21 protein-coding genes and 1 pseudogene are annotated in these 25,005 nt (G+C 70.0%); 7 read left to right on the forward strand and 15 right to left on the reverse strand.

Annotation, left to right across the window (positions count from 1 at the left end):
• Window positions 1-60: 60 nt before the first annotated feature.
• The 3 genes from B7D75_RS00340 to B7D75_RS00350 all read left to right on the forward strand — a co-directional run bounded on the left by B7D75_RS00340 (window position 61) and on the right by B7D75_RS00350 (window position 1,645).
• Window positions 61-762 (forward strand): DsbA family protein, encoded by a 702-nt coding sequence (locus B7D75_RS00340; protein ID WP_053813163.1) that lies wholly within the window; start codon window positions 61-63, stop codon window positions 760-762.
• Between the two features lie 83 nt (window positions 763-845).
• The gene (locus B7D75_RS00345; protein ID WP_003118563.1) at window positions 846-1,301 is read left to right on the forward strand and encodes an OsmC family protein; all 456 of its coding nucleotides are present in this window, start codon (window positions 846-848) and stop codon (window positions 1,299-1,301) included.
• Between the two features lie 110 nt (window positions 1,302-1,411).
• Window positions 1,412-1,645 carry a DUF1161 domain-containing protein gene (locus tag B7D75_RS00350; RefSeq protein ID WP_003157864.1) on the forward strand — a complete coding sequence of 78 codons (234 nt, stop codon included), beginning with the start codon at window positions 1,412-1,414 and terminating at the stop codon, window positions 1,643-1,645.
• A gap of 12 nt (window positions 1,646-1,657) precedes the next feature.
• Here B7D75_RS00350 and B7D75_RS00355 read toward each other — a convergent pair whose 3' ends face one another.
• Together B7D75_RS00355 and B7D75_RS00360 are read right to left on the reverse strand one after the other, a co-directional pair.
• A complete protein-coding gene (locus B7D75_RS00355; protein ID WP_034081087.1) occupies window positions 1,658-2,095 on the reverse strand; it encodes a PA0061/PA0062 family lipoprotein in 438 nt (145 codons plus the stop codon).
• 56 nt (window positions 2,096-2,151) lie between these two features.
• The gene (locus B7D75_RS00360; RefSeq protein WP_034081086.1) at window positions 2,152-2,568 is read right to left on the reverse strand and encodes a PA0061/PA0062 family lipoprotein; all 417 of its coding nucleotides are present in this window, start codon (window positions 2,566-2,568) and stop codon (window positions 2,152-2,154) included.
• Between the two features lie 91 nt (window positions 2,569-2,659).
• Between B7D75_RS00360 and B7D75_RS00365 the strand changes: the two genes are divergently transcribed.
• Window positions 2,660-3,787, forward strand: coding sequence for an aminopeptidase (locus tag B7D75_RS00365; protein ID WP_052151112.1), 1,128 nt, complete (start codon window positions 2,660-2,662; stop codon window positions 3,785-3,787).
• A gap of 7 nt (window positions 3,788-3,794) precedes the next feature.
• Here the strand turns inward: B7D75_RS00365 and B7D75_RS00370 are convergent, their stop codons facing one another.
• From B7D75_RS00370 to B7D75_RS00380, 3 genes and pseudogenes are all read right to left on the reverse strand, one after another.
• Window positions 3,795-4,778: a hypothetical protein gene (locus tag B7D75_RS00370; RefSeq protein WP_107113625.1), complete on the reverse strand. Its 984-nt coding sequence runs from the start codon at window positions 4,776-4,778 to the stop codon at window positions 3,795-3,797.
• Between the two features lie 32 nt (window positions 4,779-4,810).
• Window positions 4,811-5,475, reverse strand: a pseudogene (locus tag B7D75_RS00375) (HAD family hydrolase).
• Complete coding sequence (locus B7D75_RS00380) at window positions 5,468-6,010, reverse strand: gamma carbonic anhydrase family protein (protein ID WP_107113626.1); 543 nt, start codon at window positions 6,008-6,010, stop codon at window positions 5,468-5,470. Before B7D75_RS00380 ends, B7D75_RS00375 begins: the two are co-directional and overlap by 8 nt.
• Before the next feature lie 77 nt (window positions 6,011-6,087).
• Between B7D75_RS00380 and prlC the strand changes: the two genes are divergently transcribed.
• The 3 genes from prlC to B7D75_RS00395 all read left to right on the forward strand — a co-directional run bounded on the left by prlC (window position 6,088) and on the right by B7D75_RS00395 (window position 9,552).
• A complete protein-coding gene (gene prlC, locus B7D75_RS00385; protein WP_107113627.1) occupies window positions 6,088-8,133 on the forward strand; it encodes an oligopeptidase A in 2,046 nt (681 codons plus the stop codon).
• Window positions 8,130-8,405 carry a YheV family putative zinc ribbon protein gene (locus B7D75_RS00390; RefSeq protein WP_107113628.1) on the forward strand — a complete coding sequence of 92 codons (276 nt, stop codon included), beginning with the start codon at window positions 8,130-8,132 and terminating at the stop codon, window positions 8,403-8,405. Before prlC ends, B7D75_RS00390 begins: the two co-directional genes overlap by 4 nt.
• A gap of 88 nt (window positions 8,406-8,493) precedes the next feature.
• Window positions 8,494-9,552, forward strand: a complete 1,059-nt coding sequence (locus B7D75_RS00395; RefSeq protein ID WP_034081078.1) for a PA0069 family radical SAM protein — start codon at window positions 8,494-8,496, stop codon at window positions 9,550-9,552.
• A gap of 113 nt (window positions 9,553-9,665) precedes the next feature.
• Here the strand turns inward: B7D75_RS00395 and tagQ are convergent, their stop codons facing one another.
• The 10 genes from tagQ to tssK form a co-directional block, all read right to left on the reverse strand.
• Window positions 9,666-10,580 carry a type VI secretion system-associated lipoprotein TagQ gene (tagQ, locus tag B7D75_RS00400; RefSeq protein ID WP_011979121.1) on the reverse strand — a complete coding sequence of 305 codons (915 nt, stop codon included), beginning with the start codon at window positions 10,578-10,580 and terminating at the stop codon, window positions 9,666-9,668.
• Window positions 10,581-10,641: 61 nt separating this feature from the next.
• On the reverse strand, window positions 10,642-12,354 hold the full coding sequence (tagR, locus tag B7D75_RS00405) for a type VI secretion system-associated regulator TagR (protein WP_003156897.1): 1,713 nt from the start codon (window positions 12,352-12,354) through the stop codon (window positions 10,642-10,644).
• Complete coding sequence (gene tagS, locus B7D75_RS00410) at window positions 12,347-13,546, reverse strand: type IV secretion associated ABC transporter permease TagS (RefSeq protein WP_107113629.1); 1,200 nt, start codon at window positions 13,544-13,546, stop codon at window positions 12,347-12,349. Before tagS ends, tagR begins: the two co-directional genes overlap by 8 nt.
• The gene (gene tagT / locus B7D75_RS00415) at window positions 13,546-14,265 is read right to left on the reverse strand and encodes a type IV secretion associated ABC transporter ATP-binding protein TagT (protein ID WP_011979124.1); all 720 of its coding nucleotides are present in this window, start codon (window positions 14,263-14,265) and stop codon (window positions 13,546-13,548) included. The genes tagS and tagT overlap by 1 nt, the downstream gene beginning before the upstream one ends.
• A complete protein-coding gene (gene ppkA / locus B7D75_RS00420; RefSeq protein WP_107113630.1) occupies window positions 14,262-17,360 on the reverse strand; it encodes a serine/threonine protein kinase PpkA in 3,099 nt (1,032 codons plus the stop codon). The genes tagT and ppkA overlap by 4 nt, the downstream gene beginning before the upstream one ends.
• Window positions 17,361-17,367: 7 nt before the next feature.
• Window positions 17,368-18,096, reverse strand: coding sequence for a serine/threonine phosphatase PppA (gene pppA / locus B7D75_RS00425; protein ID WP_003157819.1), 729 nt, complete (start codon window positions 18,094-18,096; stop codon window positions 17,368-17,370).
• 9 nt (window positions 18,097-18,105) lie between these two features.
• Window positions 18,106-18,786, reverse strand: a complete 681-nt coding sequence (gene tagF, locus B7D75_RS00430; protein WP_034081072.1) for a type VI secretion system-associated protein TagF — start codon at window positions 18,784-18,786, stop codon at window positions 18,106-18,108.
• Window positions 18,783-22,313, reverse strand: coding sequence for a type VI secretion system membrane subunit TssM (gene tssM, locus B7D75_RS00435; protein ID WP_107113631.1), 3,531 nt, complete (start codon window positions 22,311-22,313; stop codon window positions 18,783-18,785). Before tssM ends, tagF begins: the two co-directional genes overlap by 4 nt.
• Window positions 22,310-23,659, reverse strand: coding sequence for a DotU family type VI secretion system protein (locus B7D75_RS00440; protein ID WP_011979128.1), 1,350 nt, complete (start codon window positions 23,657-23,659; stop codon window positions 22,310-22,312). The genes tssM and B7D75_RS00440 overlap by 4 nt, the downstream gene beginning before the upstream one ends.
• Before the next feature lie 6 nt (window positions 23,660-23,665).
• A complete protein-coding gene (tssK, locus tag B7D75_RS00445; protein WP_011979129.1) occupies window positions 23,666-25,000 on the reverse strand; it encodes a type VI secretion system baseplate subunit TssK in 1,335 nt (444 codons plus the stop codon).
• Window positions 25,001-25,005: the final 5 nt, after the last annotated feature.

Below are 25,005 nucleotides of genomic sequence, written 5' to 3' on the forward strand. Positions count from 1 at the left end.
GTGCCCGCCGCTAGCCGCTGATCGAGGCGTCCCCCTGCGGGGCGTCTCGTGGAGACTGAGATGAACGACCTCACTCTGCATTACCTCTACGATCCGCTCTGCGGCTGGTGCTACGGCGCCTCGCCGCTGCTCGCCGCCGCCCGCGAGGTGACGGGTCTGGACGTACGCCTGCATGGCGGCGGCATGATGACCGATGCCAACCGCCAGCCGGTCGGCGCCGGCCTGCGCCACTACGTGATGCCCCACGACCTGCGGATCGCCCAGCTGACCGGCCAGCTGTTCGGCAAGGACTACTTCGACGGCCTGCTGCGCGACACCGGCGCGGTGTTCGACTCGGCCCCGCCGACCGCCGCGGTGCTTGCCGCCGAAGCGCTCGGCGGCCTCGGCGCGGCGATGCTGGCGCGGATCCAGCGCGCCCACTACGTCGAGGGCCGGCGTATCGCCGAGCGTCCGGTACTGTTCGGGCTGGCTGCCGAACTGGGGCTTGGCCAGGGTTTCGCCGAGGCGTTCGACGCCTGCTCCGGCGAACCGCTGCGCGTACACTTCGCCGACAGTCGGCGGCTGATGAACCGTCTCGGCGCCGCCGGCTTCCCGACCTTCGCCCTGGAGCGCGATGGTCGCCTGCAGGTGCTCGACACCGGGCGCTACCTCGGCCAGCCGGACGAGTGGCGGGCTTTCCTCGAGACGCAAAAGGACATCGCCAGCTCTACCCTGACAAGCGGCGTGCCGGCTCCATTCTGCGGCATCGACGGTTGCCCTTGAATCCCGCCGCCGCGCAAGCGGACTGAACTTGTCCGGCTGCGTCGTCCTCCCATGTAGACATGCCCGCTCGCCGACGCGAGCGGATGTCCATCCACAGCTCCGGAGGAGTCGACATGAAGAAGACGGCATCGGCGGTCTGGCAAGGCGGCCTGAAAGACGGCAAGGGCACCCTTTCCACCGAAAGCGGCGCGCTCAAGGACAACCCCTATGGCTTCAATACCCGCTTCGAGGGCGCACCGGGAACCAACCCGGAAGAGCTGATCGGCGCGGCCCACGCCGGCTGCTTCAGCATGGCCCTGTCGATGATGCTCGGCGAGGCCGGCCTGACCGCCGAACGTATCGAGACCCGCGCCGAGGTCACCCTCGACAAGCAGTCCGACGGTTTCGCCATCACCGCCGTGCACCTGGTGCTCCGGGCGCGCGTGCCGGGGGCGGACGCGCAGACCTTCGAGCAGATCGCCAACAAGGCCAAGGCCGGTTGCCCGGTATCCAAGGTGCTCAACGCGAAGATCAGCCTGGACGCCAGCCTCGACGGCTGAGCGGAACGCTTCCCCGGCCCGGCGAACCGGCCCTGGCCTGCCGCAGTCGAATGCGGCAGGATGCGCTGCGCAGCACTCGGCTGCCAGGCATCGACGAGGAGAGACGGGTCATGAAAACCATCGGGCTGGGGATAGCCGCCTTGCTGTTCAGCGCCACGGCGCTGGCCGCGCCGAAGCCGTGCGAGGAACTCAAGGCGGAGATCGAGACCAAGATCCAGTCGGCCGGGGTGATCTCCTACACCCTGGAGATCGTGCGCAACGACGAAGTCAGCGACCCGAACATGGTGGTCGGCAGTTGCGAGAACGGCACCAAGAAGATCATCTACCAGAAGAACGACGACTGAGCCGCTGCGTTGTCAGTACGGCGGGCAGCGGCTGGTCTGGAAGTTCGAACGGGCGACCACCGCGCCGCGTTCGTCGCGCAGTAGCGCCAGCGCCCTGCGCAATTGCGGGCGCACCTCCAGGCGATAGCGCCGGCCCGCCTCGAAGCCGTCATAGACCACCTGCTGGTAGCAGTTGATCTGCACCGGCTCGCCGAAGCCGCCGCCCCCGCCGCCGGAACCGCCATAGAGTTCGTACTGGAAGCGCACCTCCAGCACATGGCGTCCCGGCGTGACCTGGAAGTAGCGCCCGTCGCTCAACCGCTCGCCGTCCAGGCGCTCGGCCAGCAGGGTGTTGGCCGGCGCACTGCGCAGCTCGACCCAGGCCATCTTCGGGTCCGGCTGCGGCAGCGGTCCGGCGCAGCCGGCGAGGAGCAGCAGCGCGAGCGGGACGAGACGGGTGAATGGACGCATAGGGCGGGTTCCGGAGGGGGTTCAGCCCTTAGCATAGCGCCCTCGCCTCGCGCCGTTCAGACCTTCGCGCAGCGCCCCTCGCGGCCGCGCGCCAGTTCCCTGTTGTCCTGGTCGTAGAGCTTCGCCCAGGGACGGAAGCCGATGTGCCCGGCCTCCAGGCGGTAGCGCTGGCCGGCGCTGAAGTCCTTGAACTTGAGGTTGAGCTGGCAATCGCGCCAGAGCGGGCTGTCCACCGGACCGATGTTGGTCGGGTCGACGGTGAACTGGTAGCGCACCGTGAGTTCGCGGGTGCCGGGATCGACCTCGAAGTAGCGCGTGCGGTCCCAGGTCTTGTCGTCGACTTCCACGGCGGCCAGATCGGCGTCGGGCCGGGTGGCGAGGTCGACCCAGGCGCGGTTCGGGTCGGGGGTGGGCATCAGCAGTGAGCAGCCGCTCAGGACGAGCAGGCCACCGGCAAGCAGCAGCGTACGCATAGAAGACTCCGAAGCTCCTTTAACCCGGCCGCCATCCGTCGCGCCTTGGAAAAACGCCTTGCGTTCCTCCGCCTCGCCGGATCGCGGACCGGTGCTGGTAGGGCGGCGGGCGGTCCGCGTGCTGTGCTATGTTCCGCCCATGCCACGCCGCCTTCGCCATCCGCTTGCTGACCTTCGACTGCCCCGCTGGGTTCCCTGCCTGGCGCTGTTGGCGCTGAGCGGTTGCTCGACCGTCTCCTACTACGGGCAACTGGCCAGCGGCCAGTTCGCCCTGCTGCGCGCCCGCGAGCCGGCCGCCGCGGTGATCGCCGACCCGCAGCGCGACGCGCGCTTGCGCGAACGCCTGGCGCGGGCGGAAAAGGCCCGGCAATTCGCCAGCGAACGCCTCGACCTGCCGGACAACCGCAGCTATCGCCTGTACGCCGATATCGGCCGGCCCTACGTGGTATGGAACGTATTCGCCACCCCGGAGCTGTCGCTGCAACCGGTCACCCATTGCTTCCCCATCGCCGGCTGCGTGGCCTACCGCGGCTACTACAGCGAGGCCGCCGCGCGCGCCGAGGCGGCGCGCCAGCGGGCGCTCGGCGACGACGTCTACGTCGGCGGGGTGCAGGCCTACTCGACCCTCGGCTGGTTCGACGATCCGATCCTCAGCAGCATGCTGCGCTGGGACGACGAACGGCTGGCGACCTTGATCTTCCACGAACTGGCGCACCAGAAGTTCTACCTGCGCGACGACACCGCCTTCAACGAATCCTTCGCCACCTTCGTCGAACAGGAAGGTACCCGCCAGTGGCGCGAGTATCGTGGACTGCCGCCGGCGGACGGCCGCGAGGAGAAGCGCCGCGAGCAGTTCACCGCGCTGGTCCTGGCCAGTCGTGCGCGCCTCGAAGCACTTTATGCCGGGCCGCTGGACGATGCCGCCAAACGTGCCGGCAAGGCTGCCGAATTCCAGCGCCTGCGCCGCGAGTACGCGGCGCTGAGCCAGCGCGAATGGGGCGGCGAGTCGCCGTTCAAGGCCTGGATCGACTCGCCGTTCAACAATGCCAAGCTGCTTCCCTTCGGCCTCTACGACCAATGGGTGCCGGCGTTCGCCGTGCTGTTCCGCCAGGTCGGCGGCAACTGGCCAGCGTTCTATGCGCGGGTCCGTGCCCTTGGCCAGCTACCCCTGGCGGAGCGCCAGGCGGCGTTGCAGCGGCTGGCCGCCGCAGCGCCCTGACGCCTGCTCAGGCGGCGAGCTGGTCGGCGTAGCACCAGCGCGTGGCCAGCCGGCCGATCGGCCAGAGCAGCGCCAGCAGGCCGACGCCGAGCAGCGCCACCAGCAGCGTATAGCCGATGCCAGCGGGCGCCAGGCCGAGGATCATCAGCAGCGCCAGCCCCCCGCCGACCGCCAGCAGCGCCACGCTCCACAGCAGCATGGCGACTACCGCGAGCAGCAGCGCGCGCCCGGCGGCGAAGCGTTGCAGGCGCGCCGGCAGGCGCGTGCAGATGGCGCCGAAGAGCAGCGCCGCGGGCAGCGCCACGCCGCTCAGGTACAGGCCGTACAGCCAGGGCTCGTCGTAGCGCAGCAAGGCGTAGGGAAGGAACTGCAACAGCTTGAAGCACAGCGTGGCGAAACACAGCGCGGCGGCCAGGGCGACCTGCCAGGCGCCGACGCCAGCCTCCTCGCCCTCGGCCAGGCGCGGCGAGTTCACCCGACTGCCGAGCAGCACCAGGCCCAGCGGCAGCAGACTGCCGAGAAGCAGGTAGACCCAGCTCATCGCTTCGTTGAACGCCAGCAGCCAGGCGGTGTAGCTGGCTTGCACCGTCGCCCACTGGTAGAACGGCAGCGTCAGCGGCGTCAGGCCGATCCCGGCGAGCATGCCGCAGACCAGGTTGAGCAGGCCGTAGCCGATCAGCAGCAGCGCCAGCGGGCGGAATTCGACCAGCCGCCGCTGTTCGCGGTAGGCGTGCAGCGCCAGGAGGTTGGCCGCCGCGTAGAACACCAGGCCGGTGAACCAGTGCGGCGCCGTCAGTTGCAGGTGCTCGGAGAAGCGCTGGCGGACCTCGCCGATGTCGTTGTACCACTGGATGCCCAGGCTCAGGGCGAAGGACAGGCAGGTGACCAGCGCCAGCACCGCGATGAACGCGTAGGGCTGGGTGGTCGCGGGCACCTCGCGGGTCGGCGGCTGCACCGGGGCGCTGGGGGTGGCGAAGGGATTGTCGGTCATGTCAGGCGTCCTTGTCTGAAACGGAGCATGGGTCAGTGGGATTCCAATACCTGCCGCAGGGCGGCGAGGTCGGCGCAGTAATGGGTCGGTTGGTGCGCGCGCAGTTCGTCTTCGCTGCCGAAGCCGTAGCCGACGCCGATGCAGGCGACGCCGTTGCGGCTGGCGCCGAGCAGGTCGTGCATGCGGTCGCCGATCATCAGGCACTGCTCCGCCGCCAGGCCTTCGCTGTCGAGCAGGTGGCGGATCAGTTCGTCCTTGTGCGTGCGGGTGCCGTCCAGCTCGCTGCCGTAGATCGCCTTGAAATGACGGTCGAAGGCGAAGTGGCGGGCGATCTCGCGGGCGAACACGCCGGGCTTGCTGGTCGCGACGTAGAGCGTGTGGCCGCGCCCGACCAGGGCTTCGAGCAGCTCGGGAATGCCGTCGAACACGCGGTTCTCGTAGAGCCCGGTGACCCTGAAGCGCTCGCGGTAGTGGTTCACCGCCTCCCAGGCGCGCGCTTCGTCGAAGCCGTAGGTCTGCATGAAGCACTGCAACAGCGGGGGCCGATGAAGTGTTCCAGGCGCGCCAGGTCCGGCTCGTCGATGCCCAGGCGGGCGAGGGCGAACTGCACCGAGCGGGTGATGCCCTCGCGCGGGTCGGTGAGGGTGCCGTCGAGGTCGAAGAGGATGTGCGGGTAGCGCAGCGCGGCGTCACGCATGGTAGCCCTCGGCGATGTGCTGGTCCTTGAGCTTCACGTAGTTGCCGGCGGTGTAGGCGAAGAAGCCGCGCTCCCTGTCGCTCAGCGGACGGGCCTTCTTCGCCGGGCTGCCGACGTAGAGGAAGCCGCTCTCCAGCAACTTGCCCGGCGGCACCAGGCTGCCGGCGCCGAGGATCACTTCGTCCTCGATCACCGCGCCGTCCATGACGATCGAGCCCATCCCCACCAGCACCCGGTTGCCGATGCTGCAACCGTGCAGCAGGACCTTGTGCCCGACGGTCACTTCGTCGCCGATGCTCAGCGGAAAACCGTCCGGGTTGAAGGGACCGGCGTGGGTGATGTGCAGCACGCTGCCGTCCTGGATGCTGCTGCGCTGGCCGATGCGGATGCGGTGCATGTCGCCGCGGATCACCACCAGCGGCCAGACCGAGCTGTCGGCGCCGATCTCGATGTCGCCGACGAGCACGGCCGAGGGATCGACGAAGACCCGCTCGCCGAGCAGTGGCGTCTTGCCCTGGTAGGAACGAATGGTCACGATAGTTTTCCTCAGGCTGCGGATGCCGCCGATTGTATTTAAGATGGTCGGGTATTTCCTTAGCCAAGGTTGCCAACGTGAGCGCGAATCCCCTTCTGCAGGCCTACGACCTGCCGCCTTTCTCCTCCATTCGCCCGGAACACGTGAAGCCGGCCATCGAGCGGATCCTCGCCGATAACCGCGCCGCCATCGCCCGCCTGCTGGAAACCCAGCGCGAGCAGCCGACCTGGAAGGGCCTGGTGCTGGCGATGGACGAACTCAACGACCGCCTAGGCGCCGCCTGGAGTCCGGTCAGCCACCTCAACGCGGTGTGCAACAGCGCCGAGCTGCGCGAGGCCTACGAGGCCTGCCTGCCGGAGCTGTCGGCCTACTCCACCGAGCTGGGGCAGAACCGCGCCCTGTTCGAGGCCTACGAGGCGCTGGCGAAAAGCCCCGAGGCGGCCGGCTTCGACGTGGCCCAGAAAACCATCCTCGAACATGCCCTGCGCGACTTCCGCCTGTCCGGCATCGACTTGCCGGCGGACAAGCAGAAGCGCTACGCCGAGGTGCAGTCGCGCCTGTCCGAGCTGGGCAGCCGTTTCTCCAACCAGCTGCTCGACGCCACCCAGGCCTGGACCAAGCATGTCACCGACGAAGCCGCGCTGGCCGGCCTGACCGATTCGGCCAAGGCCCAGATGAAGCAGGCCGCCGAGGCCAAGGGTCTGGACGGCTGGCTGATCAGCCTGGAGTTCCCCAGCTACTACGCGGTGATGACCTATGCCGATGACCGCGCCCTGCGCGAAGAGGTATACGCGGCCTACTGCACCCGCGCCTCCGACCAGGGCCCGAACGCCGGACAGAACGACAACGGTCCGGTGATGGAAGAGATCCTCGACCTGCGCCAGGAGCTGGCCGGCCTGCTCGGCTTCGCCAACTACGCCGAGCTGTCGCTGGCGACCAAGATGGCCGAGTCCGGCGACCAGGTGCTCAGCTTCCTCCGCGACCTGGCGGTGCGCAGCAAGCCGTTCGCCGCCCGCGACCTGGAGCAGCTGCGCGCCTACGCCGCCGAGCAGGGCTGCGCCGAATTGCAGAGCTGGGATGCCGGCTACTACGCCGAGAAACTCCGCGAGGCGCGCTACAGCGTGTCCCAGGAGGCGCTGCGCGCCTACTTCCCGGTGGACAAGGTGCTTGCCGGCCTGTTCGCCATCGTCGAGCGCCTCTACGGCATCCAGATCCGCGAGCTGCACGATTTCGAGCGCTGGCACGCCGACGTGCGCCTGTTCGAGATCCTCGAGAACGGCGAGCACGTCGGCCGCTTCTACTTCGACCTCTATGCCCGCGCCAACAAGCGCGGCGGTGCCTGGATGGACGGCGCCCGCGACCGCCGGCGCGACGCCCGGGGCCGGCTGATCGACCCGGTGGCCTACCTGGTGTGCAACTTCACCCCGGCAGTGAACGGCAAGCCGGCGCTGCTGACCCACGACGAGGTCACCACCCTGTTCCACGAGTTCGGCCATGGCCTGCATCACCTGCTGACCCGCGTCGAGCATGCCGCCGCCTCCGGGATCAACGGGGTGGCCTGGGACGCCGTCGAGCTGCCCAGCCAGTTCATGGAGAACTGGTGCTGGGAACCGGAAGGCCTGGCGCTGATCTCCGCCCACTACGAGACCGGCGAGGCGCTGCCGCAGGACCTGCTGGAGAAGATGCTGGCGGCGAAGAACTTCCAGTCCGGGATGATGATGGTCCGCCAGCTGGAGTTCTCCCTCTTCGACTTCGAGCTGCACGCCACCCACGGCGACGGCCGCAGCGTGCTGCAGGTGCTCGAGGGCATCCGCGACGAAGTGGCGGTGATGCGCCCGCCGGCGTACAACCGCTTCGCCAACAGCTTCGCGCACATCTTCGCCGGCGGCTACGCGGCCGGTTACTACAGCTACAAGTGGGCCGAGGTGCTGTCCGCCGATGCCTTCTCGCGTTTCGAGGAAGACGGCGTGTTCAACCCGGATACCGGCCGCGCCTTCCGCGAGGCGATCCTGGCCCGCGGCGGTTCGCAGGAGCCGATGCTGCTGTTCGTCGACTTCCGCGGTCGCGAGCCGTCCATCGACGCACTGCTGCGTCACTCCGGGCTGGTCGGGGAGGCCGCATGAGCCCGGTGATCACCAGGAAGCGCTTCATCGCCGGGGCGGTCTGCCCGGCGTGCAGCGAACAGGACAAGATCCAGATGTGGGAAGAGGACGGCGTGCCGCACCGCGAATGCGTGGCCTGCGGCTACGCCGACACGCTCAACGCCCAGGGCCAGTCGATCCCGAAGGAACTGGGTACGCGGGTCAACCGGAACGCGCCGAAGCCGGCCAACCCGAAGGTGCAGTCGGTGCAGTTCTTCCCCAATCCCAAGCTGAAGAAAAAGCCCGACGCCTGACCGCTCGCCGCCGACCGGCGGCGATGGCTGTGCGCCGGGGCCCGGTGCGATACTGTATCCATATACAGTATTTCGCCGGGTTTCCCTCATGAGCGCTCCCCTGCCCCCGCGCGGTCGCGGTACCGCCAGCAACCCCCTCAACCGCTTCGCCCCTACCCACAGCGAGGCCTTCGACGATGGCTGGGAGCAGGACGTGCCGCCGATCCAGCTCACCGAGGTGCGCGAGGAGATCGCCCGCACGGTGATCTCCCGCAACCAGTCGCCGGACCTTCCTTTCGATCGCTCGATCAATCCCTACCGTGGTTGCGAGCATGGCTGCATCTACTGCTATGCGCGGCCCAGCCATGCCTACTGGGACCTCTCGCCGGGGATCGATTTCGAGACCCGGCTGATCGCCAAGAGCAACGTCGCCAGCGCCCTGGAGCAGGAACTGAGCAAGCCCGGCTATCGCTGCGCGCCGATCAACCTGGGCGCCAATACCGACCCCTACCAGCCGCTGGAACGCGAACGCCGCCTGACCCGCCAGGTGCTGGAGGTGCTGCTGCGCTTCCGTCATCCGCTGACCATCGTCACCAAGGGCTCGCTGATCCTTCGCGACCTCGACCTGCTGCGCCAGCTGGCCGAGCAGAACCTGGTGGCGGTGATGATCAGCCTGACCACCCTCGACGACGAGCTCAAGCGCATTCTCGAACCGCGCGCGGCGGCGCCGTCGGCGCGGCTGCGGGCGATCCGCACGCTCAGCGGCAACGGCATCCCGGTGGGCGTGCTCTGCTCGCCGATGATCCCGATGGTCAACGACATGGAGCTGGAGCGCCTGCTCCAGGCGGCGCGGGACGCTGGCGCGCGCAGCGCCGCGTACATGCTCCTGCGCCTGCCGCGCGAAGTCGGCCCGCTGTTCGAGGAATGGCTGGCGGCGCACTACCCGCAGCGTGCCGAGCATGTGATGAGCCTGGTCCGCCAATGCCGTGGCGGCGAGGTCTACGACAGCCGCTTCGGCCACCGCTTTCGCGGCCAGGGGCCGTTCGCCGACCTGTTGGCGCAGCGTTTCGCGGTGGCGCTGAAGCGCCTCGGGCTGGACCGGCGCACGGGATTCGGGCTGGATTGCAGCCGGTTCGCCGTGCCGGGGGCGCAGATGGCGCTGTTCTAGCGTTTTCCCCGACGAGCAGGATTCGGGTAGGGCGGAGTATCGGCGGATTACCCACCCATCAACGACAACGGCGACCCGGAGGTCGCCGTCGCGTTCTGCCGTAGCGAGGCCGATCAGGCCTTGGCGCAGCTCGGCGGCGCCCAGTCGCCCATGTCCGGGCTGTTGCAGACTTCCCGGATCATGCCTTGGCCCTGGGAGGCCACCTTGTTGCCTTCGCTTTGCGCGTCCTGGGCCTTGCGGATGGTCTGCTCGGTGGCGACCGCTTCCTTCGGCACCTTGGGATTGCTGCCGGTCTTGGGCTTGTTGCCACCTTTCGTAGTGCTGGCGCGGTTCTCGGCCTCGGCGACCTTGGTCACCTCGGCGCGCGGTACGCCGACCTGCTGCAGGTCTTTCTCGTAGGCCTGGGTGTAGTTGCTGATGTTCTCGCCGGCGCGGCCGTTGGCGGCGACCAGCAGGGCGTTGGTCTCCTGCAGGCCGCTGACGATCTCGGCCAGGCGCTTGCGCCCTTCGGCCTCGTTGATCGACTTGTTCTTGCGGCCGTCGAGCAGGGCCTTGAACTGGCTCTGGTAGCAGCTCTGCGCCGACTTGGCGTAGGCCACGCTGCGGTTGATCTCGACGGTGCTGCGGTCGACGTCGGTGCCGTAGGAGCCGATGCGCGCGCGGTCGTCGCTGATCTGCTTCTGCTTCTCCATGTAGTAGCCCGCCGCGCCGCCGGCCAGGGCGCCACCGGCCGCGGCGAGGGCGGCATTGCGGCCACGGTTCTCGTCGCTGGCCAGGCCGCCGGCCAGGCCGCCCAGCAGGCCGCCGGTGATGGCGCCGGTGATGGCCGAGTTGCGCACCGCGTTATCGGTGCTGCGCAGGTGTCCCACCGGCTCGTAGCAGGACGGGTAGTACTCCGCGCGGGTGGTCTGGGCGACCGAGCCTACGCCGCTGCTGGCGCAGCCGCTGAGCAGCACGCCGCTGGCGGTCAACAGGCAGAGCGCGTAGCGCGCCGAGGTGATCAAACGGTTTTCGCTGGGTTGGCTCATTGCATCTCACTCCTGGTTTGACGAACCGTCCGGCTGCCGAGAGGTGCCGGACGGAGCTCCTTCAACGCCCGCTGGACGCGAGCAATTCCTTCAATACCGCCTCCGGCTCGGCCCGGTGCTGCTGGCGATAATCTCCGACGTGTTTGACGAACAGGGTCGCGCGCTTGACCAGGCTCTTGCCCAGAACCGGGTTGCGATTGAGTTCTTCCTGGATGCGCTGGAACTGCGCCTGGATCACCGCGTCGGTGTAACGGGTGCCGGTGGCGAGGTTGTCGATGTAGATGGCCAATGCGCCGTCGAGGGCGCTGCGCCCGTTGGCGATGGCGCCGGCATAGAGTTGGGCGGTCGCCTGATCCCTGGCTGCCACGGCTTTCTCCCTGTCCTTCTTGAGGTTGGTCAGGCGTATGTTGTAGTTGTTGATCGTCTCGGCGACCAGTGCCGCCGACTGTATCAGGTTTCCGGCGGCTTCTTCGCGCTGCCGGGCGATCAACGAAACGTTACGCTTGAGTTCCTCGTTTATCTGGGCCAACTGCGCCTGCATCTGCGGGTCGCGGGTGGCGGCAATGATTCCGTCCAATTGCTTGGTGGGATCTTGAGCGTCATCGATGGCATCGGTCAATGCCGCTAGTCGGCCTTCCTTCTGCCATTGGGCGAACAGCTCGGGATAGCGCGAGCGCGGCGCGGACAGCGCGCCGATGGCGACGCGGAAACCGGTGGTCGCGTTGCGCTGTTCGCTGCCGTCGGCGGCGAACAGCGGATATTCGCGGCGCATCCCGGTGAATAGAGTCATCTCGCCTTCGAGATAGTTCCCGCCTTTCACCACGAAACCGCCATAAGTGCCCTGCCGGCGACCGGCGTGGACCAGCTGGAAGGACTCCTGGACCATCTCCGCGGCGTTGCCGATCACGTCGTACAGGCCCAGCGGGTTCGGCCGCTTCATCCCCACCGGCAGCAGCCGCGCGGCCTGGCCGGTGCCGCCGGCGACCTGGTTGTACACCGCCCAGTCGGCCAGCGGGCCTTCCTGGTCGCTGCCCTCGACCTTGCGCGGGAACAGCCGGCCTTCCAGCTCCTGGCGGCTGACCGCCTGGCCGCCGCGCGCGGCGAACTCCCACTCGACCTCGGTGGGCAGACGGACGAAACCGGTGCCGCCGTCCTCGGGATTCTTGCCACGGCCGCTGACCGGCAGCAGGTCCGGGTGGTTCTTCAGCAGCCAGGCGCTGTACACCGCGCCGAAGCGTTCGGCGTCGAAGCGCGAGAGGTCGACCTTGGGCAGGCGCGCGGCCATCCCGCTCGGCACGTCGCAGGCCGGCGCCTCGCCCTGGCCGGCGAGCGCGGCGGCCTGACTCATCACCGCGGCGTACTGGCGGGCGGTCACCTCGTACTTGCCGATGAAGTACAGCATCGGCTTCAGCGGGGTGCCGGCGGCGGGCTTCGGCAGGCTGGCGGAGAGCTTCTGCTGCCAGGCCGGTGCCAGGTCGGCGAGGCTGAACTGGCCGTTCACGTAGTCGCGCCGGTAGCCGGAGATGAACGACTGCTGGTAGCCCGCCTCGCCTTCGTTGAAGGCGTAGCCGAGGTTGACCTCGCGATCGTCGAGGGCGCCTTCGGCGAGTACGTAGACATGCCGGAAGACCATCTCGCCGCCGCACGGCAGCGGCAGGGCGACGTCGTCGGCCAGCGGCCTGGGATTGTCCGGCGAGTCGCCTTCGGCCCAGGCCGGCGCGGCGAACCCCAGGCAGGCGCCGAGGGCGAGCGGAAGAATGGCTTTCTCAAACATCGCGTAATCCCTCTGCGGCTTCGATCCGCGCCGCGCGCCAGCCGCCGCTGGCGGCGGCCAGCACGCTGCACAGCAGCGTGGCGAGCAGCGCCGCCAGGAAGTGGCTGGGCAGCAGGCGGCAGACGAACTCGCCGCTCTGGTTGTCGAACAGGTGGTTCAGCGCGCCGGCCGTGGCGGCGTACAGCAGCCCGGCGAGGAACAGGCCGAAGACGGCGCTGAACAGCGCCAGGAGCATGACGAAGCCGACCAGCGCGGCGGTCGGGAAGCCCAGCAGACGCAGCACCGCCAGGGCGCGGCGCTTGCGCTCGACGGCGGCCAGGCTGCTGGCGGCGATGGCGGCGAAGGCGCCGCCGATGGCCAGCGCGGCGACGATCCAGAACACCAGTCCGAGGTTGCGGCTGAGGCTGCGCACCTGGGCGATGGCCTCGGCCTGGGTGGCGACTTCCACACCGCTGGCGACGAAATGCCGGCGCAGCCCTTCCACCGCGTCGAGGTCGCGGGCATACAGGCGGAAGCCCGGGTAGATGCGTTCGCGCGGTGCTCCGCCGGCCTTCCCCGGCCAGCCGTAGGCGGGCACGGCGCGGCCGTCGCGGTAATCCTCGGCGGCTTCCAGCAGGGCCAGCGGGGCGAACAGCGCGTCGCGGGCGAAGCGTTCCTGCGGCAGCACCGCCAGTACTTCCAGCTCCAGGCGCTGGCTCTGTGCCTGGCCGTCCATGCGTCGGCCGATGCGCGCGACGATGCGCTCGCCAGGCTGGGCGCCGAGCTTTTCCGCGGCGCCGTGGCTGAGCACCACGCGGGTCGGCCGGTCGGGTTGCTGCAGGCCGGCCAGCAGCGGGTCGCCGGCGGCGCTGGGAATCATCTCGACACTGAGGACGGTCTCGCCGCCACCGCTGAGGTCGGCGCTGGCGGCGATCTGCCGGGTGCGCGGCACGGCGAAGGCGACGTCCGCGCGTGCGGCCAGGGCGGCGATCTCCCCGGCGCGGTAGCGGGCGCCGCCGACCGGAATGATCTCGCGCACCGAAGGCGCGCGTTCCAGGCGTTCGGTGAGGGTACCGACCAGGCCGTACTTGAGGCCGAACAGCACCAGCAGTGGAGTGATCACCGCCGCCAGGGCGAAGATCGCGCAGAGCGACAGGCGCGCCTCGCCGCGATAGTCGGCCCAGGCCAGCGAGAGCAGCAGCCCGGCGCGCATCAGCCGGCATCCTCGAGGCAGGCGCCGACGCTGTCGTCGGCCTCGCGTTGCCAGCGGATGGCCAGGACCTCCAGGCCGGCGGCGCGGGCCAGGCGCTCGTCGTGGGTGGCGACCACGGTGCAGGCGCCGCGCTCGCGGGCCTGCTCCACCAGCAGGCGCATCACCCGTTCGGCGTTCAGCGGGTCGAGCGCCGCGGTCGGTTCGTCGGCCAGCAACAGGCGCGGCGCATGCACCAGGGCGCGGGCGATGGCGACCCGCTGGCGCTGGCCGACCGATAGCGCCGCCGGTTTCTTGTCCAGCTGGTCGCCGATTTCCAGTCGCTCGGCCAGCGTCTGCACGCGCTCGGCGGACGGGGCGCCGAGCAACGCGCAGGGCAGTCCGATGTTGCGCCGCACATCGAGGAACTCGAGCAACCCGCCGCTTTGCAGGACGTAGCCGCAGTGCTGCCGGCGCAGCGTCGCCAAGCGGTCCTGGCGGCCGTCGCGCCAGAGCGCGGCGATGTCCTGGGGGCGCTCCCCGGCGAGGAATTCGAAGCGCCCGCCCGGGTCCGGCGCCAGGGCCAGCGCCAGCAGGTCGAGCAGGGTGCTCTTGCCGCAGCCGCTGGGGCCGACGATGGCCAGTTGGCGACCCGCGCGCAACTCCAGCGCCGGCACCCGCAGGCGGTAGCGCTGGCGGCCGGCGCCGTGGCTGCGGGCGACCTCATGCAGGCGCAGGATCATGGCAGGGTCGACAGCGGCACGCGGTACAGCGCGTCGCCGGCGTCGGCGTCGCCGAACCGGACCCAGTTGGCGACGTCGTTGTGGAAGGTTTCGTAGAGGCGGATCTTCGACTCCAGCTCGTCGATGAAGTCCTCCTGCTCGGCGACGCTCAGCGACAACCAGAGGTCCTGGGTCATGTTCAGCGACTTGCTGCGGTACGGCAGGCCTTCCAGGTATTCGCCGAGCACGCCGCTCTGCGCCAGGTTGCTGCCCTTCACCAGCTGCGCCGGGTCGCGGCTCATGTAGGCGCTGGCGCTGGCGATCTCCTGGAAGAAGTCCTTGGGCGAGGTCTGGGTGCGCTTGGCCGCGTCGACGATCAGTTTCAGCGACTGTTGCAATTCGTTGAGTTGCAGCTTGCTCAGCAGCACGCAGACCTGGAACGCCGGCAGCGCCGGGTTGGTCAGGTCGCGGTCGGCGGTCCAGGCGGTGACGACCTGCGGCGCGCGCACCGGGTCGCGGCGGCCGAGGAATTCCATCTGCATGGCGTAGCCGATGGCCGCCGACTTGCTCGCCACGCTCGGCGCGGCGTCGAAGCGCGGCGCCTGCGGCTTGCGGTTGCCGGCGTCGTGGACCAGGTCGGCGAACACCGTGCCGATCTCCTTCACCGTGTTGCCGAAGGCGTTCACCTCACCGCCGGCCACCGGGATGTAGAGGTCGGCGATCTTCGGGTTGGCGTCGGCGGTGAGGCTGCGGTACTGCTGCTCGGCGTAGCCGTGGTTGTTCTTCCCGGCCGGGGTGCGCAGGTGCAGGGCATAGATCTTCACGCCCTTGCGCAGCGCCGCCTGGCGGACCTCGGCCTCGTTCATCTGGGTGCGCCCGAGGGGGTCGTTCTTGCGCAGCGCGCCGGCGTCGGTGACCAGCAGCACCACGCGCCCGGCGTAGGGCGACCAGTCCATTTCGTCGACCGCCTGCATGATCCCGGCGAAGGCGTCCTCGTTGAACGAGTGGCTGGAGACGTCGGTGGCGCGCACCTGGCTGCTCAGCTCGGCGAAGCGCTGTGCGTCGTTGCCCGGTTGCAGCGGCACCAGGGTCTTGCTGACGTATTCCAGACCGGGGGTCTTGTCGGTGTTGTTGCGGAAGCCGACCAGGCCGAAGCTGACCTTGTCCAGGTCGCCGCGCTCGCCGATCTGCCGCTGCAGGCCATCGATCACCTCGCGCACGCGGTCGATGTAGGGCTGCATCGACACCGAGGTGTCCACCACCAGGACGATGCCGGTGCGGAAGGTGTCGCTCGCCGCGCCGCTGGCGCCGCCCTGCCCGGCCTGGCCCGGCGCCTGGGGTGCCGCGGCGCTGCCGCCGGGGTCGATCGAGGCGACCTCCAGCAACTGCGCCGGCTGGCCGTCGGCGTCGAAGCTCTCCTTCGAATCGAAGATCGGCAGCAGGTAGAACTGGTCCTGGGGGATCGCCCGGTCGTTGGGCTCGACCGCGACCACCTGCGGATCGCCCTCGTGGTCCACCGCCTGGGTCAGGGTGTCGCGCGCCGCGCGGGTATCGCCGAGCAGGCGCTCGACCTGCTCGGCGCTGTTGAGGAACATCACCGGCGCGCGGCCGGAGCGTTCGGTGAACTTCAGCACCAGGCTCTGCTTCCAGTCGCTCACCGCGCTGGCCGGCAGCCAGCCGTCGCCCGCGCCGTTGCTCGAGGCGCCGACGCGCAGCCAGGGGCTGCCGCCGACCTGCTTGCGGGCGTACACGTAGAGCACCGAGAAGGCCGGCACCGCGCCGGCCCGGGGCGGGCCGCCAGCCTCGGCGGAGATGGCCGCGCCGGGCTTGGTCAGGACGCGCTGGAACAGGGTCTTCTTGCCCGGCATCAGCAGCGGACGCTCGCCGCCGTCCTGTTCGGCGTCGGCCATCGGAGTCTGCTGCGGCGGCTTGTCCGTCGGCGTCTGTCCCAGCGGCGCTGGATCGGCAGCGTTCGGCGCGTCGCCCGAGCCCAGCAGCCACCAGGCGCCGCCGCCGATCGCCAGGAGCACGGCGGCCGCGGCGGCGGCGATCAGCGGCGTGCGGCTGCCGCCGGCACGTGGCTTCGCCGGCGGCAACGGAGGCGGCGGGGGCGATGGCGGTTTCGCCGCTTGCGACGGCGGAGGTGGAGGCGGCGTGGCGCCGCCGGCGCTGGGCGTGACCGGCGGCAACTGGATCGACACCGGTTGCAGGCCGCCGAGGTCGGCGGGCGGCATGGGCGCGGGCCCGGCCGGCGGCGGGTCGGTCGCTCGCGGCGAGCCCTGCGGCGTCGCCAGCGGACGGATCTGGGTGGCTTCCAGGGCGCTCGGCGCCAGGCGGTCGAGGGCGGCGATCAGCGCGCCGGCGGTGGGGAAGCGCTCGGCCGGGTCCTTGGCCAGCAACTGGCGCAGGATGTCCTGGTAGCGGCCCTGCTCGATCGGCAGTTCCGGCAGCGGCTCGGTGAGGTGGGCCAGGGCGGTGGAGAGCGAATCCTTGCCGTTGTAGGGCAGCTTGCCGGTGAGGATCTCGTAGAGCACCACGCCCAGCGCGTAGAGGTCGGCGCGGCCGTCGATCTCCTGGCCGCGGGCCTGCTCCGGGCTCATGTAGCTGGGGGTGCCGACGGCGAAGCCGACCTGGGTGAACTGGGTATTGTCCTCGATCGACTTGGCGATGCCGAAGTCCGAGAGCACCGCGGTGCCGTCGGCGCGGAACAGGATGTTGGCCGGCTTCACGTCGCGATGCACCAGGCCCTGGGAGTGCGCGTAGCCGAGCGCGGCGGCCACCTGCCGCACGTAGGCCAGGCCCAGCTCGGGATCGAGGCCCTGCTGGATACGCTCCTTGAGCGTGCCGTTGGGCAGGTACTCCATGGCCATGTAGTAGCAGCTGCCGACGTTGCCGATGTCGTGGATGGTCACCGTGTTCGGGTGCGACAGCCGCGCCAGGGTCCGACCTTCGCGCAGGAAGCGTTCGGCGAAGCTCGGGTCGGCGGCCAGCGCCGCGGCCATGACCTTGAGCGCCACCTTGCGTTGCAGCGAGCGCTGGGTGGCCAGGTAGACCGTGGCCATGGCGCCTTCGCCCAGTTCGCGTTCGATGTCGAAACCCGGAAGTTCTATGTCCATGTCCGTCTCAGAAGGCCCTGACCACCAGGGCCGTGATGTTGTCCGGGGCGCCGCGGGTCAGGCCCAGGTGGACCAGGCTGCGCACCACCGCGTAGGGATCGCTGTGGCCGAGCACGTCGCGCAGTTCGCTGTCGTCGGCGGTCTTGTTGAGGCCGTCGCTGCAGAGCAGGAAGCTGTCGCCGGGCAGCACGTGCAGCGCGGCTTCCGAGAGCTCCAGTCGCTCGTGCACGCCGACCGCGCGGGTGACCACGTTGGCGCGCGGATGGTGGCGCGCCTCGTCCTCGCTGATCAGGTCGTTGTCGAGCAGTTCCTGGACGTAGCTGTGGTCCCGCGAGATGGCTTCCAGCACGCCGCCGCGCAGGCGGTACAGGCGGCTGTCGCCGGCCCACAGGCAGCTTGCCTGGTTGCCGCGCGCGGCGAGCAGCACCAGGGTGCTGCCCATCACGCTGACGCCGCGCAGGCCGGCCTCCTGGCGGACCCGCTCGTTGACCTGGGCCAGGCCGGTGCGCAACGCGCCGACGTAGGCCGGTAGCGAGGAGGCGGCGGGGATGCGCCGCAGGGTGTCGACGATCAGGCTGCTGACGAAGTCGCCGGCGGCGTGGCCGCCCATGCCGTCGGCGACCACCCAGAGCCCGGACTCGGGGGCGTCGAGGCTGGCGTCCTCGTTGACCTTGCGGACCATGCCGACGTGGCTGTAGCTGGCCGATCTGTAGTAGCTGACTGAGTTGGGCACCATCAGTTGTCCTTAACCGGGTATGCCGGGAAAGAGCGGGATCACCTCGCCCTCGCCGGTGAGAAAACGTCCGAACGCCGGCGCCGGCGGCAGTCCCTGGTAGCGCATCAGGCCTGCGGAAATCCGCGCCGAGCCGCGGCCCCACCAGTGGCTGGCGCCGTCGCAGGCGTGCTGGGCCAGTGCGGCGAGGCGCTGTGCCGGGGTCACCGCCTCGCTGCGCAGCAGGTTGCCGCTGATCAGCGACTGCTCGATGCGCGGGCCGCAGGGCGGCGCCGGGAGCTGCGCCACCGCCTGCTCGAAGGCTTCGACCTCGGCTTCCGGTTCCAGGGTGGAGAGCAGCAGGCCCTCGACCTGCTCGAACCAGCCGTCGTCGCCGCCGACCAGCGCGCCGAGGTCGGCGTTCGCCGGCAGCAGGCAGGCCACGGTGAGCGGGAAGTAGCGGCCGACCCGGTCGATGCTCGGCATCACCACTCCGGCCACCGCATCGTCGCCGAGCAGGCCGGGGGCGATGGCGAAGCGCCACAGCGGGCTGGTCAGGTAGGCGTCGAGCCAGGCCGCGCCGAGTTCGTCCTGGCTGGCGCGCATGCCGCTGGCCAGCCAGGCGTCCCAGGGCTCGACGAAGGTGTTCGGCAGGCCGCGGCTGACGAAGTCGCCGCGGCCGGCCAGCTTGCCGTAGAAACCGACGCTGTTCAAAGGCGCTCCGGGAGGCTGAAACCGGACACGACCCGGCTCTTGAAGGGGTTGAAGGCGCTGCTGGCGCGCAGTTCGCAGGCGATGCTGGAGCCGTCGATGCGCAGCCGCAGGGTGAAGCGGTCCGGCGAGTTGCCGCGCTCCAGGTCCGACTGGTCGAGCAGGCGGAACCAGGCCCAGGGGCCTTCCAGGGTCAGCCCGGAGCGGCCGCTGCTGGGCGGCGGCGTCACGGTCAGGCGGACCACGCCGAGGCCGTTGGCGCTCGGCCACTGCATCGCCACCGGGCGGCTCGGGCCGTGGTCGTAGGTCAGTTGCTGGCCGTCGAGGTCGAGGATGAACTGGCTGATCGCCGCGTCCATGGTCACCGGCTTGAGCTCGAAGCGCACCGTCGGTTGCATGCCGCCGGAGCGGAAGAAGGCGTCGCGGATCGCCGCCGCGCGCTGGAAGGTGTGCAGCACGCCGGGGTTGATGCCGAGCTTCTGCGCCGCGCCGGGCTGCCAGCGCCAGGTGCTGGCGGAGGTGTCGACGTAGGGTTGCAGGTACTGGCGGAAGTAGCTGTCCATCACCCCGCCGGCCCCGAAGAAGTGGCCGAAGTCCTCCAGGGTGGCGTCGCGCGAGCTGCCGGCGGCGATCGGGTAGCGCCCGGCCAGGGATTGCCGGTAGACGCTGACCACGTCGCTGATCCACGCCGCGTTGAGCTGGTTGCGCACGCTGCCCATCATGCTGCTGGTGGTGGAGTTGACCACCTTCTTCACCAGGCCCTGGACCACCGGCGGCTGGCGCTCGGCGCTCAGAGCCACGCGCGAGGCGGCGGCGGCCACCTGGTTCTTGGCGTCGCCGAGCAGCGAGTCGCCGCTGGCTCCGGCCATGGCGCTGACCTGTACGTAGAGGGTGTTCATGTCCTCCAGCAGGCTGTCGATCGGCGCTGGCTCGTTGTCGCCCTCGCCCTTGCTGACCAGGCTGTTGAGTTCGGCGAAGTGCGCGCTGATCGGGTCGCTGTCGGCCTGTTGCGGCTGTTCGCGGACGCCCTCCTCTTCCTGGCCGACCAGCGAGCCGAGGCGCTGCTTGAGCTTGTCCACGGTGCCGTCGGCGGCCTTCTTCACCTGCGCGGCGACCAGCCGGTCGCCTTTCTGCAGGTCGGTCTCGCGGGCCACCGCCTCGAGCAGCTTGCGGAACGGCGAGGTCGGTCCGGAAAGGATGCGCAGCACGTCGGCGGCCTGGGTGACGTTGGTGATCGGCACCACGGTGAGGTCGGCGAGCAGGTCGTCCCACTGCCGCAGGTAGTCCTGGAAGTACAGGCGACGCACGTCGAGGGCCAGGTTGGCGGCGTCGCCGGCATCGTTCAGGTTGCGCCCGAGCACCCACTGTTCCTCGGCGATGGTGCCGGCCTGGCTGAGGCTGGCGGTGAGGAACACCTCGCGGTAGCCGCGGTAGGTGAAGAAGCCGCTGAGCGGGTCGGTGAGCGGCTTGCCGCTCTTGCGCGCGAACACCAGCGGCGCGTCGCGGCCGGCGGCGTCGCTGATGCGGAAGTCGGGCACGTCCTTGGGCAGCCTCTGCCGCTTGACCCGGTCGTAGACCCGCTGCGCCACCGGCAGTTGCTGCAACTGGCGGCGCAGGTCCTCGACCAGGTCCTGGTCCAGGCGCGCCGACGGCGGCCGCCGCTCGAGCAACGCGTCGAGGTGCGCGTGCAGCGCCTGGCGCTGTTCCGGCGAGAGGTCGCGCGGCAGGTTGCGTTCCCAGTCGAGGCTGATCCAGGCCTTGATGAAGTCGGCGTCGTAGTGGTCGGGGCTACCGAGCATCAGGTAGGCCTTCAGGCCCTCGTAGAGGAAGTCGCTGCTGCCGCCGGAGCGCAGCTGTTCCTCGATGCGGGTCACCAGGCGCGGGGCGAACACCGCGATCAGCAGCTTGCGGTAGACGCTGGCGGACTCCTCGCCGAGCATGTCGCCCTGGTACAGCCCGTAGCCTTCGGCCCAGCCCGGCGCGTCGTTGGCGAGGTTTTGCACCGCGTTGAGCTGCGGCAGCACGGCGAGCACGTCGCGCTGCGCCGGACTCAGCGACTCGATGCCGCGCGCCAGCGGGTCGACGCGCTGGTCGACCGCGGCGATGTAGCTCTGGTTGGCGCGGTAGCTGGCGATCCATACCGCCGTCACCGCCAGCACCACCAGCGCGGTGGCGCTCAGCGCGCCGATGGTCAGCCACTTGCGGCGGCGCTCGACCTTCGGGTTGGTGCCGACCAGCCCGCGCTCGCCGAACGCCACTTCGCGGAACAGCCGCTCGATGAAGTAGCTGCGCCCGGTGCCGGTCTGCCGCGCCAGGTGCTGGCGGTCGAGGTTCATCGACTGCGCCATGCTGCCGATCAGGCGGTCGATCGGGCTGCCTTCCTGGGTTCCGCTGGTGAAGTACAGGCCGCGCAACAGCGGGCGTTCCTCGTAGGGGTTGGGCTTGAACACGCCATTGAGGAACTCGCCGAGGCACTCGCGCAGGGCGGCGAACTGCTGCGGGAAGCCGTAGACCAGGTCGCGCCGCGCCGGGTCGCGTTCCTGCTGCAGGCGCTCGACCAGGCGCGCGGTGAGGCGCTGCTCGAGCAGCGCGAACTCGCTGGCGAAACCCGCCAGCGGGCCTTCCGCGCTCTTGCCGTCGTCGAGGGCGAAGGTCATTCCCCAGACCTGGGCGCGCTCCTCGCGGTTCAGGCTGTCGAAGAACTCCATGAAGCCCGGCACCAGGTCGAACTTGGTCAGCATCACGTAGATCGGGAAGCGCACGCCGAGCTGCTGGTACAGCTCCTGGATCCGCGCGCGGATCGCCTGGGCGTGGGCGGCGCGCTCGGCGTCGCTGCCCAGCAGCAGGTCGGAGAGGCTGATGGCGATGAACGCGCCATCGATGGGACGGCGCTTGCGCTGGGTCTTGAGCAGGTCGAGGAAGCCCAGCCAGGCGGCCTTGTCCACCTGGGCATGGCTGTCCTGGGTGGTATAGCGGCCGGCGGTGTCCAGCAGCACCGCTTCGTCGGTGAACCACCAGTCGCAGTTGCGCGTGCCGCCGACCCCGCGGATCGCCCCGGCGCCCATCTGCGCGGCGAGCGGGAAGTCCAGGCCGGAGTTCATCAGCGCGGTGGTCTTGCCCGAACCGGGCGGGCCGATGATCACGTACCAGGGCAGCTCGTACAGGTTGCGCCGCTCGCTGCCGCCCAGCTTGGCCCGCTTGAGCAGGGCCAGGGCCTCGTCCATGCGTTGCTTGAGGGTCGCCAGCTCTTCGGCGGTGGCGACGCTGGCGGCGTCCGGTGCGCTGACCTCGGCGAGACTCTGCATGACCTTCGCCGCGTTGCGCCGGGCCTGCACGATGCGCAGCACGCGGAAGCCGATCCAGACCAGGAACAGCAGGGCGATCAGCGCCCAGCGGCTGGTCGCCGAGGCCAGCGGCTCGTAGTTGCCCAGGCGCAGCAGCGGGCCGAGGAACCAGATGACCAGGCTCAGGGCGAGCAGGCCGAGCACCGGCACCACCCAGCGCGTGAAGAAGTTGAGGAAGCCTTTCATTGCGCACCCTCCGCGAATACGGTGATTTCCACCCGGCGGTTGCGTGCGCGGCCTTCGGCGCTGGCATTGGTCGCCACCGGCTCGGTGTCGCTGCGCCCTTCGGCGGTGAAGCGGCCGGCTTCGCCGGTGGTCGCGCCGAGCAGGTCGGCGACCTCCTGGGCGCGGGCCTGGGACAGTTTCCAGTTGGACGGGTAGCGCAGCGTGGCGATCGGCCGGTTGTCGCTATGGCCGGTGACCAGTACCTGGCCCTTGACCTTGCGCAGGGCGTCGGCGATGCGCAGCAGCAGCGGCTGGAACTCGTCGCGCACGCTGGCGCTGGCGCTGGCGAACAGCTCGTCGCCGCGGATGGTCACCACCGAGCGATCGACGGCGTCTTCCACCGCCACCCGCTGGGCCTTGATGTCCTCGGCGAGGAAGCGCGCCAGGCGCGGCCGCTCGATCACCCGCGGCTGGATCGCCGGGCGGTCGATGGCCTGTACCGGGATCTCGCCGATGGCGTGGATGCGTCTGAACACCGGCTCGGCGTCGGCGGCCAGCTTCATCCGCAGGCCGAACAGCAGGGCCAGCAGCAGGGCCAGGCCGATGGCGATGCCGACCCACGGCGGCAGGTATTGCGAAAGGCGGTCGCGCATCACGCTGAGGCCGCGCCAGTGCGGCGACAGCTCGCGCTCGTATTCGCCGCGGGTGCTGCGGATCACCGCCGCGGTGCGCTCGCGCAGCGTCTCCAGCTGGCTGCGGCCGTCGTGCATGACCCGGTAGCGGCCTTCGAAGCCGAGGCTGGTGCACAGGTACAGCAGCTCCAGCAGATGCAGGCGCTGGTGCGGGTTCTGCAGGCAGTGCTCGAGCAGCTGGAAGACCTTCTCGCCGCCCCAGGCCTCGTTGTGCAGGGTGATCAACAGGCTCTGCTTGCCCCAGTCGCTGGCGCTGCCCCAGGGCGTGCTGAGCACCGCTTCGTCGAGGGCGGTGCAGAGCACGTAGCGCGCCAGCATCACTTCGTCCGCGGCGACCCCGGCCTGGCGCGCCTTCTCCTCGAACTGGCGCAGGTAGCCGAGCAGCTGTGCGCGCAGGCTGGCCGGCGCCGGGTGGGCGATGGTGCTGCGCAGGCGGGTGAGCATCGCCAGCAGCGGGCCGGCGGCCTGCTCCAGCGGGTTGAGGCCGTCGCCCCGGCTGGCCAGCGGTGCCAGGCTGGCCATCGGCGGCGGCGTGTAGGGGTCGCCGGCGCGGGGGCCGCTGGCCGGTTCCGGCGCGCGACCGCCGGGGCGCGGCATGATCATGGTGCGGTCGTCGGGCGGGCTTCCGTTGCCGCCGCCGGCCGGGGTGCCGAAGGGATCGTCGATGGGGGACATCGTTGCTTATCCTCGAATGGCCCAGAAGGCCAGGTTCAGCCCGGGGAACTGGCCGGCGATGTGGAAGGCGAAGCCGCCGGAGTGCGTCAGCTGCTTCCAGTGCGCGCTGCCGCGGTCCAGTTCGAAATAGGTGGAGCCGGCGTGGTAGGGGATCTGCCGCGGCGCCACCGGCATCGGCAGCAGGCCGATGCCCGGCAGCTGCAGGTTGACCAGGTCGCGGATGTGTTCCACCGAGCCGACCTTGGCCTGCTGCGGGAAGTGCCCGCGCAGGGTCTCGCCGGGCACGTCGGCGCGCACCACCAGGATGAAGCTGGCGTTGTCGATCAGGTTGCGGTCGCTGAGCATGGCGACATGCACACCGTAGGCCTTCTCGACGATCGGGATGGCGATCGCCTTGGCGTCGATCACCGTCGCCAGCGCCTGGCGCAGGGCGAGCATCACCGGGGCGAAGCTGGCGGCCAGGTCGTCGTGGTTGTACACCGGGTACTCCTCGGGACGCCGCTGGCTGGCGGTGAAGGTGCAGAACTCGCCGGCCAGGGCCACCAGCTCGCGGTACAGCTCCTGCGGGTGCAGCGGGCGCACGCGGGACAGGTGGCCGGTGAGCGCCTCGGCGCGGTTGACCAGTTGCAGCAGCAGGAAATCGGCGATCTCCGAGGCGCCACCGGCGCTGGAGGCCACCACCCGTCCGGCGAGGGCCTCGCCGCGCTGGTGGAGCAGGCCCAGCAGTTCCTTGGCGAAGGACGCCAGGGGCGGCGCGGCGGCGATATCGAGTACCGGCGGCAGGTAGTCCTCGTCCAGGCTCAGGGCCTGGTCGGCGCGCTTCTCGCGGACCCGCGCGATGCCCAGCGCGGCGTACTCGCCGAGGCCGTCGCGCTCGGTCAGCAGGCGGAACGCCTGGCTGCCCAGGGCCACCGGCGCGCGGCTCTCGAAGGCGGCGTTGTCGTCGCGCACTTCCTGCACCTGGCTGACGTAGCGGGCGCCGCCGAGGGCCTCGCCCTCCTCCGCCGTGTCGCGGGTGCCGACCCGTTTCAGCGGCAGGCCGAGGTAGACGATGCCGTCGCGCAGGCTTTCCTCGACGTTCAGCGGTGCCGGCGCCGGGTCGTCGGCGGGGATGTTGAACGGCGTACCGTCCGGCAGCACGCCGCGGGCGCTGAGCACGGCGAGTTTGCCCTGGGTCAGCAGGGCGTCGTCCAGCTTCAGTTCGGAGAAGCCCCAGCCACCCGCCAGGAGCGAGCGGCAGCGGCCATCCACCAGGGTTTCCAGGTAGCGGTCGTGCTGCTGGAAATGCTGTGGCCGCAGGAACATGCCTTCGGACCACACCACGCGGTTATTCCAGGACATAGGGA

It is taken from the genome of Pseudomonas paraeruginosa (genome assembly GCF_003025345.2).
Classification (GTDB): Bacteria; Pseudomonadota; Gammaproteobacteria; order Pseudomonadales; family Pseudomonadaceae; genus Pseudomonas; species Pseudomonas paraeruginosa.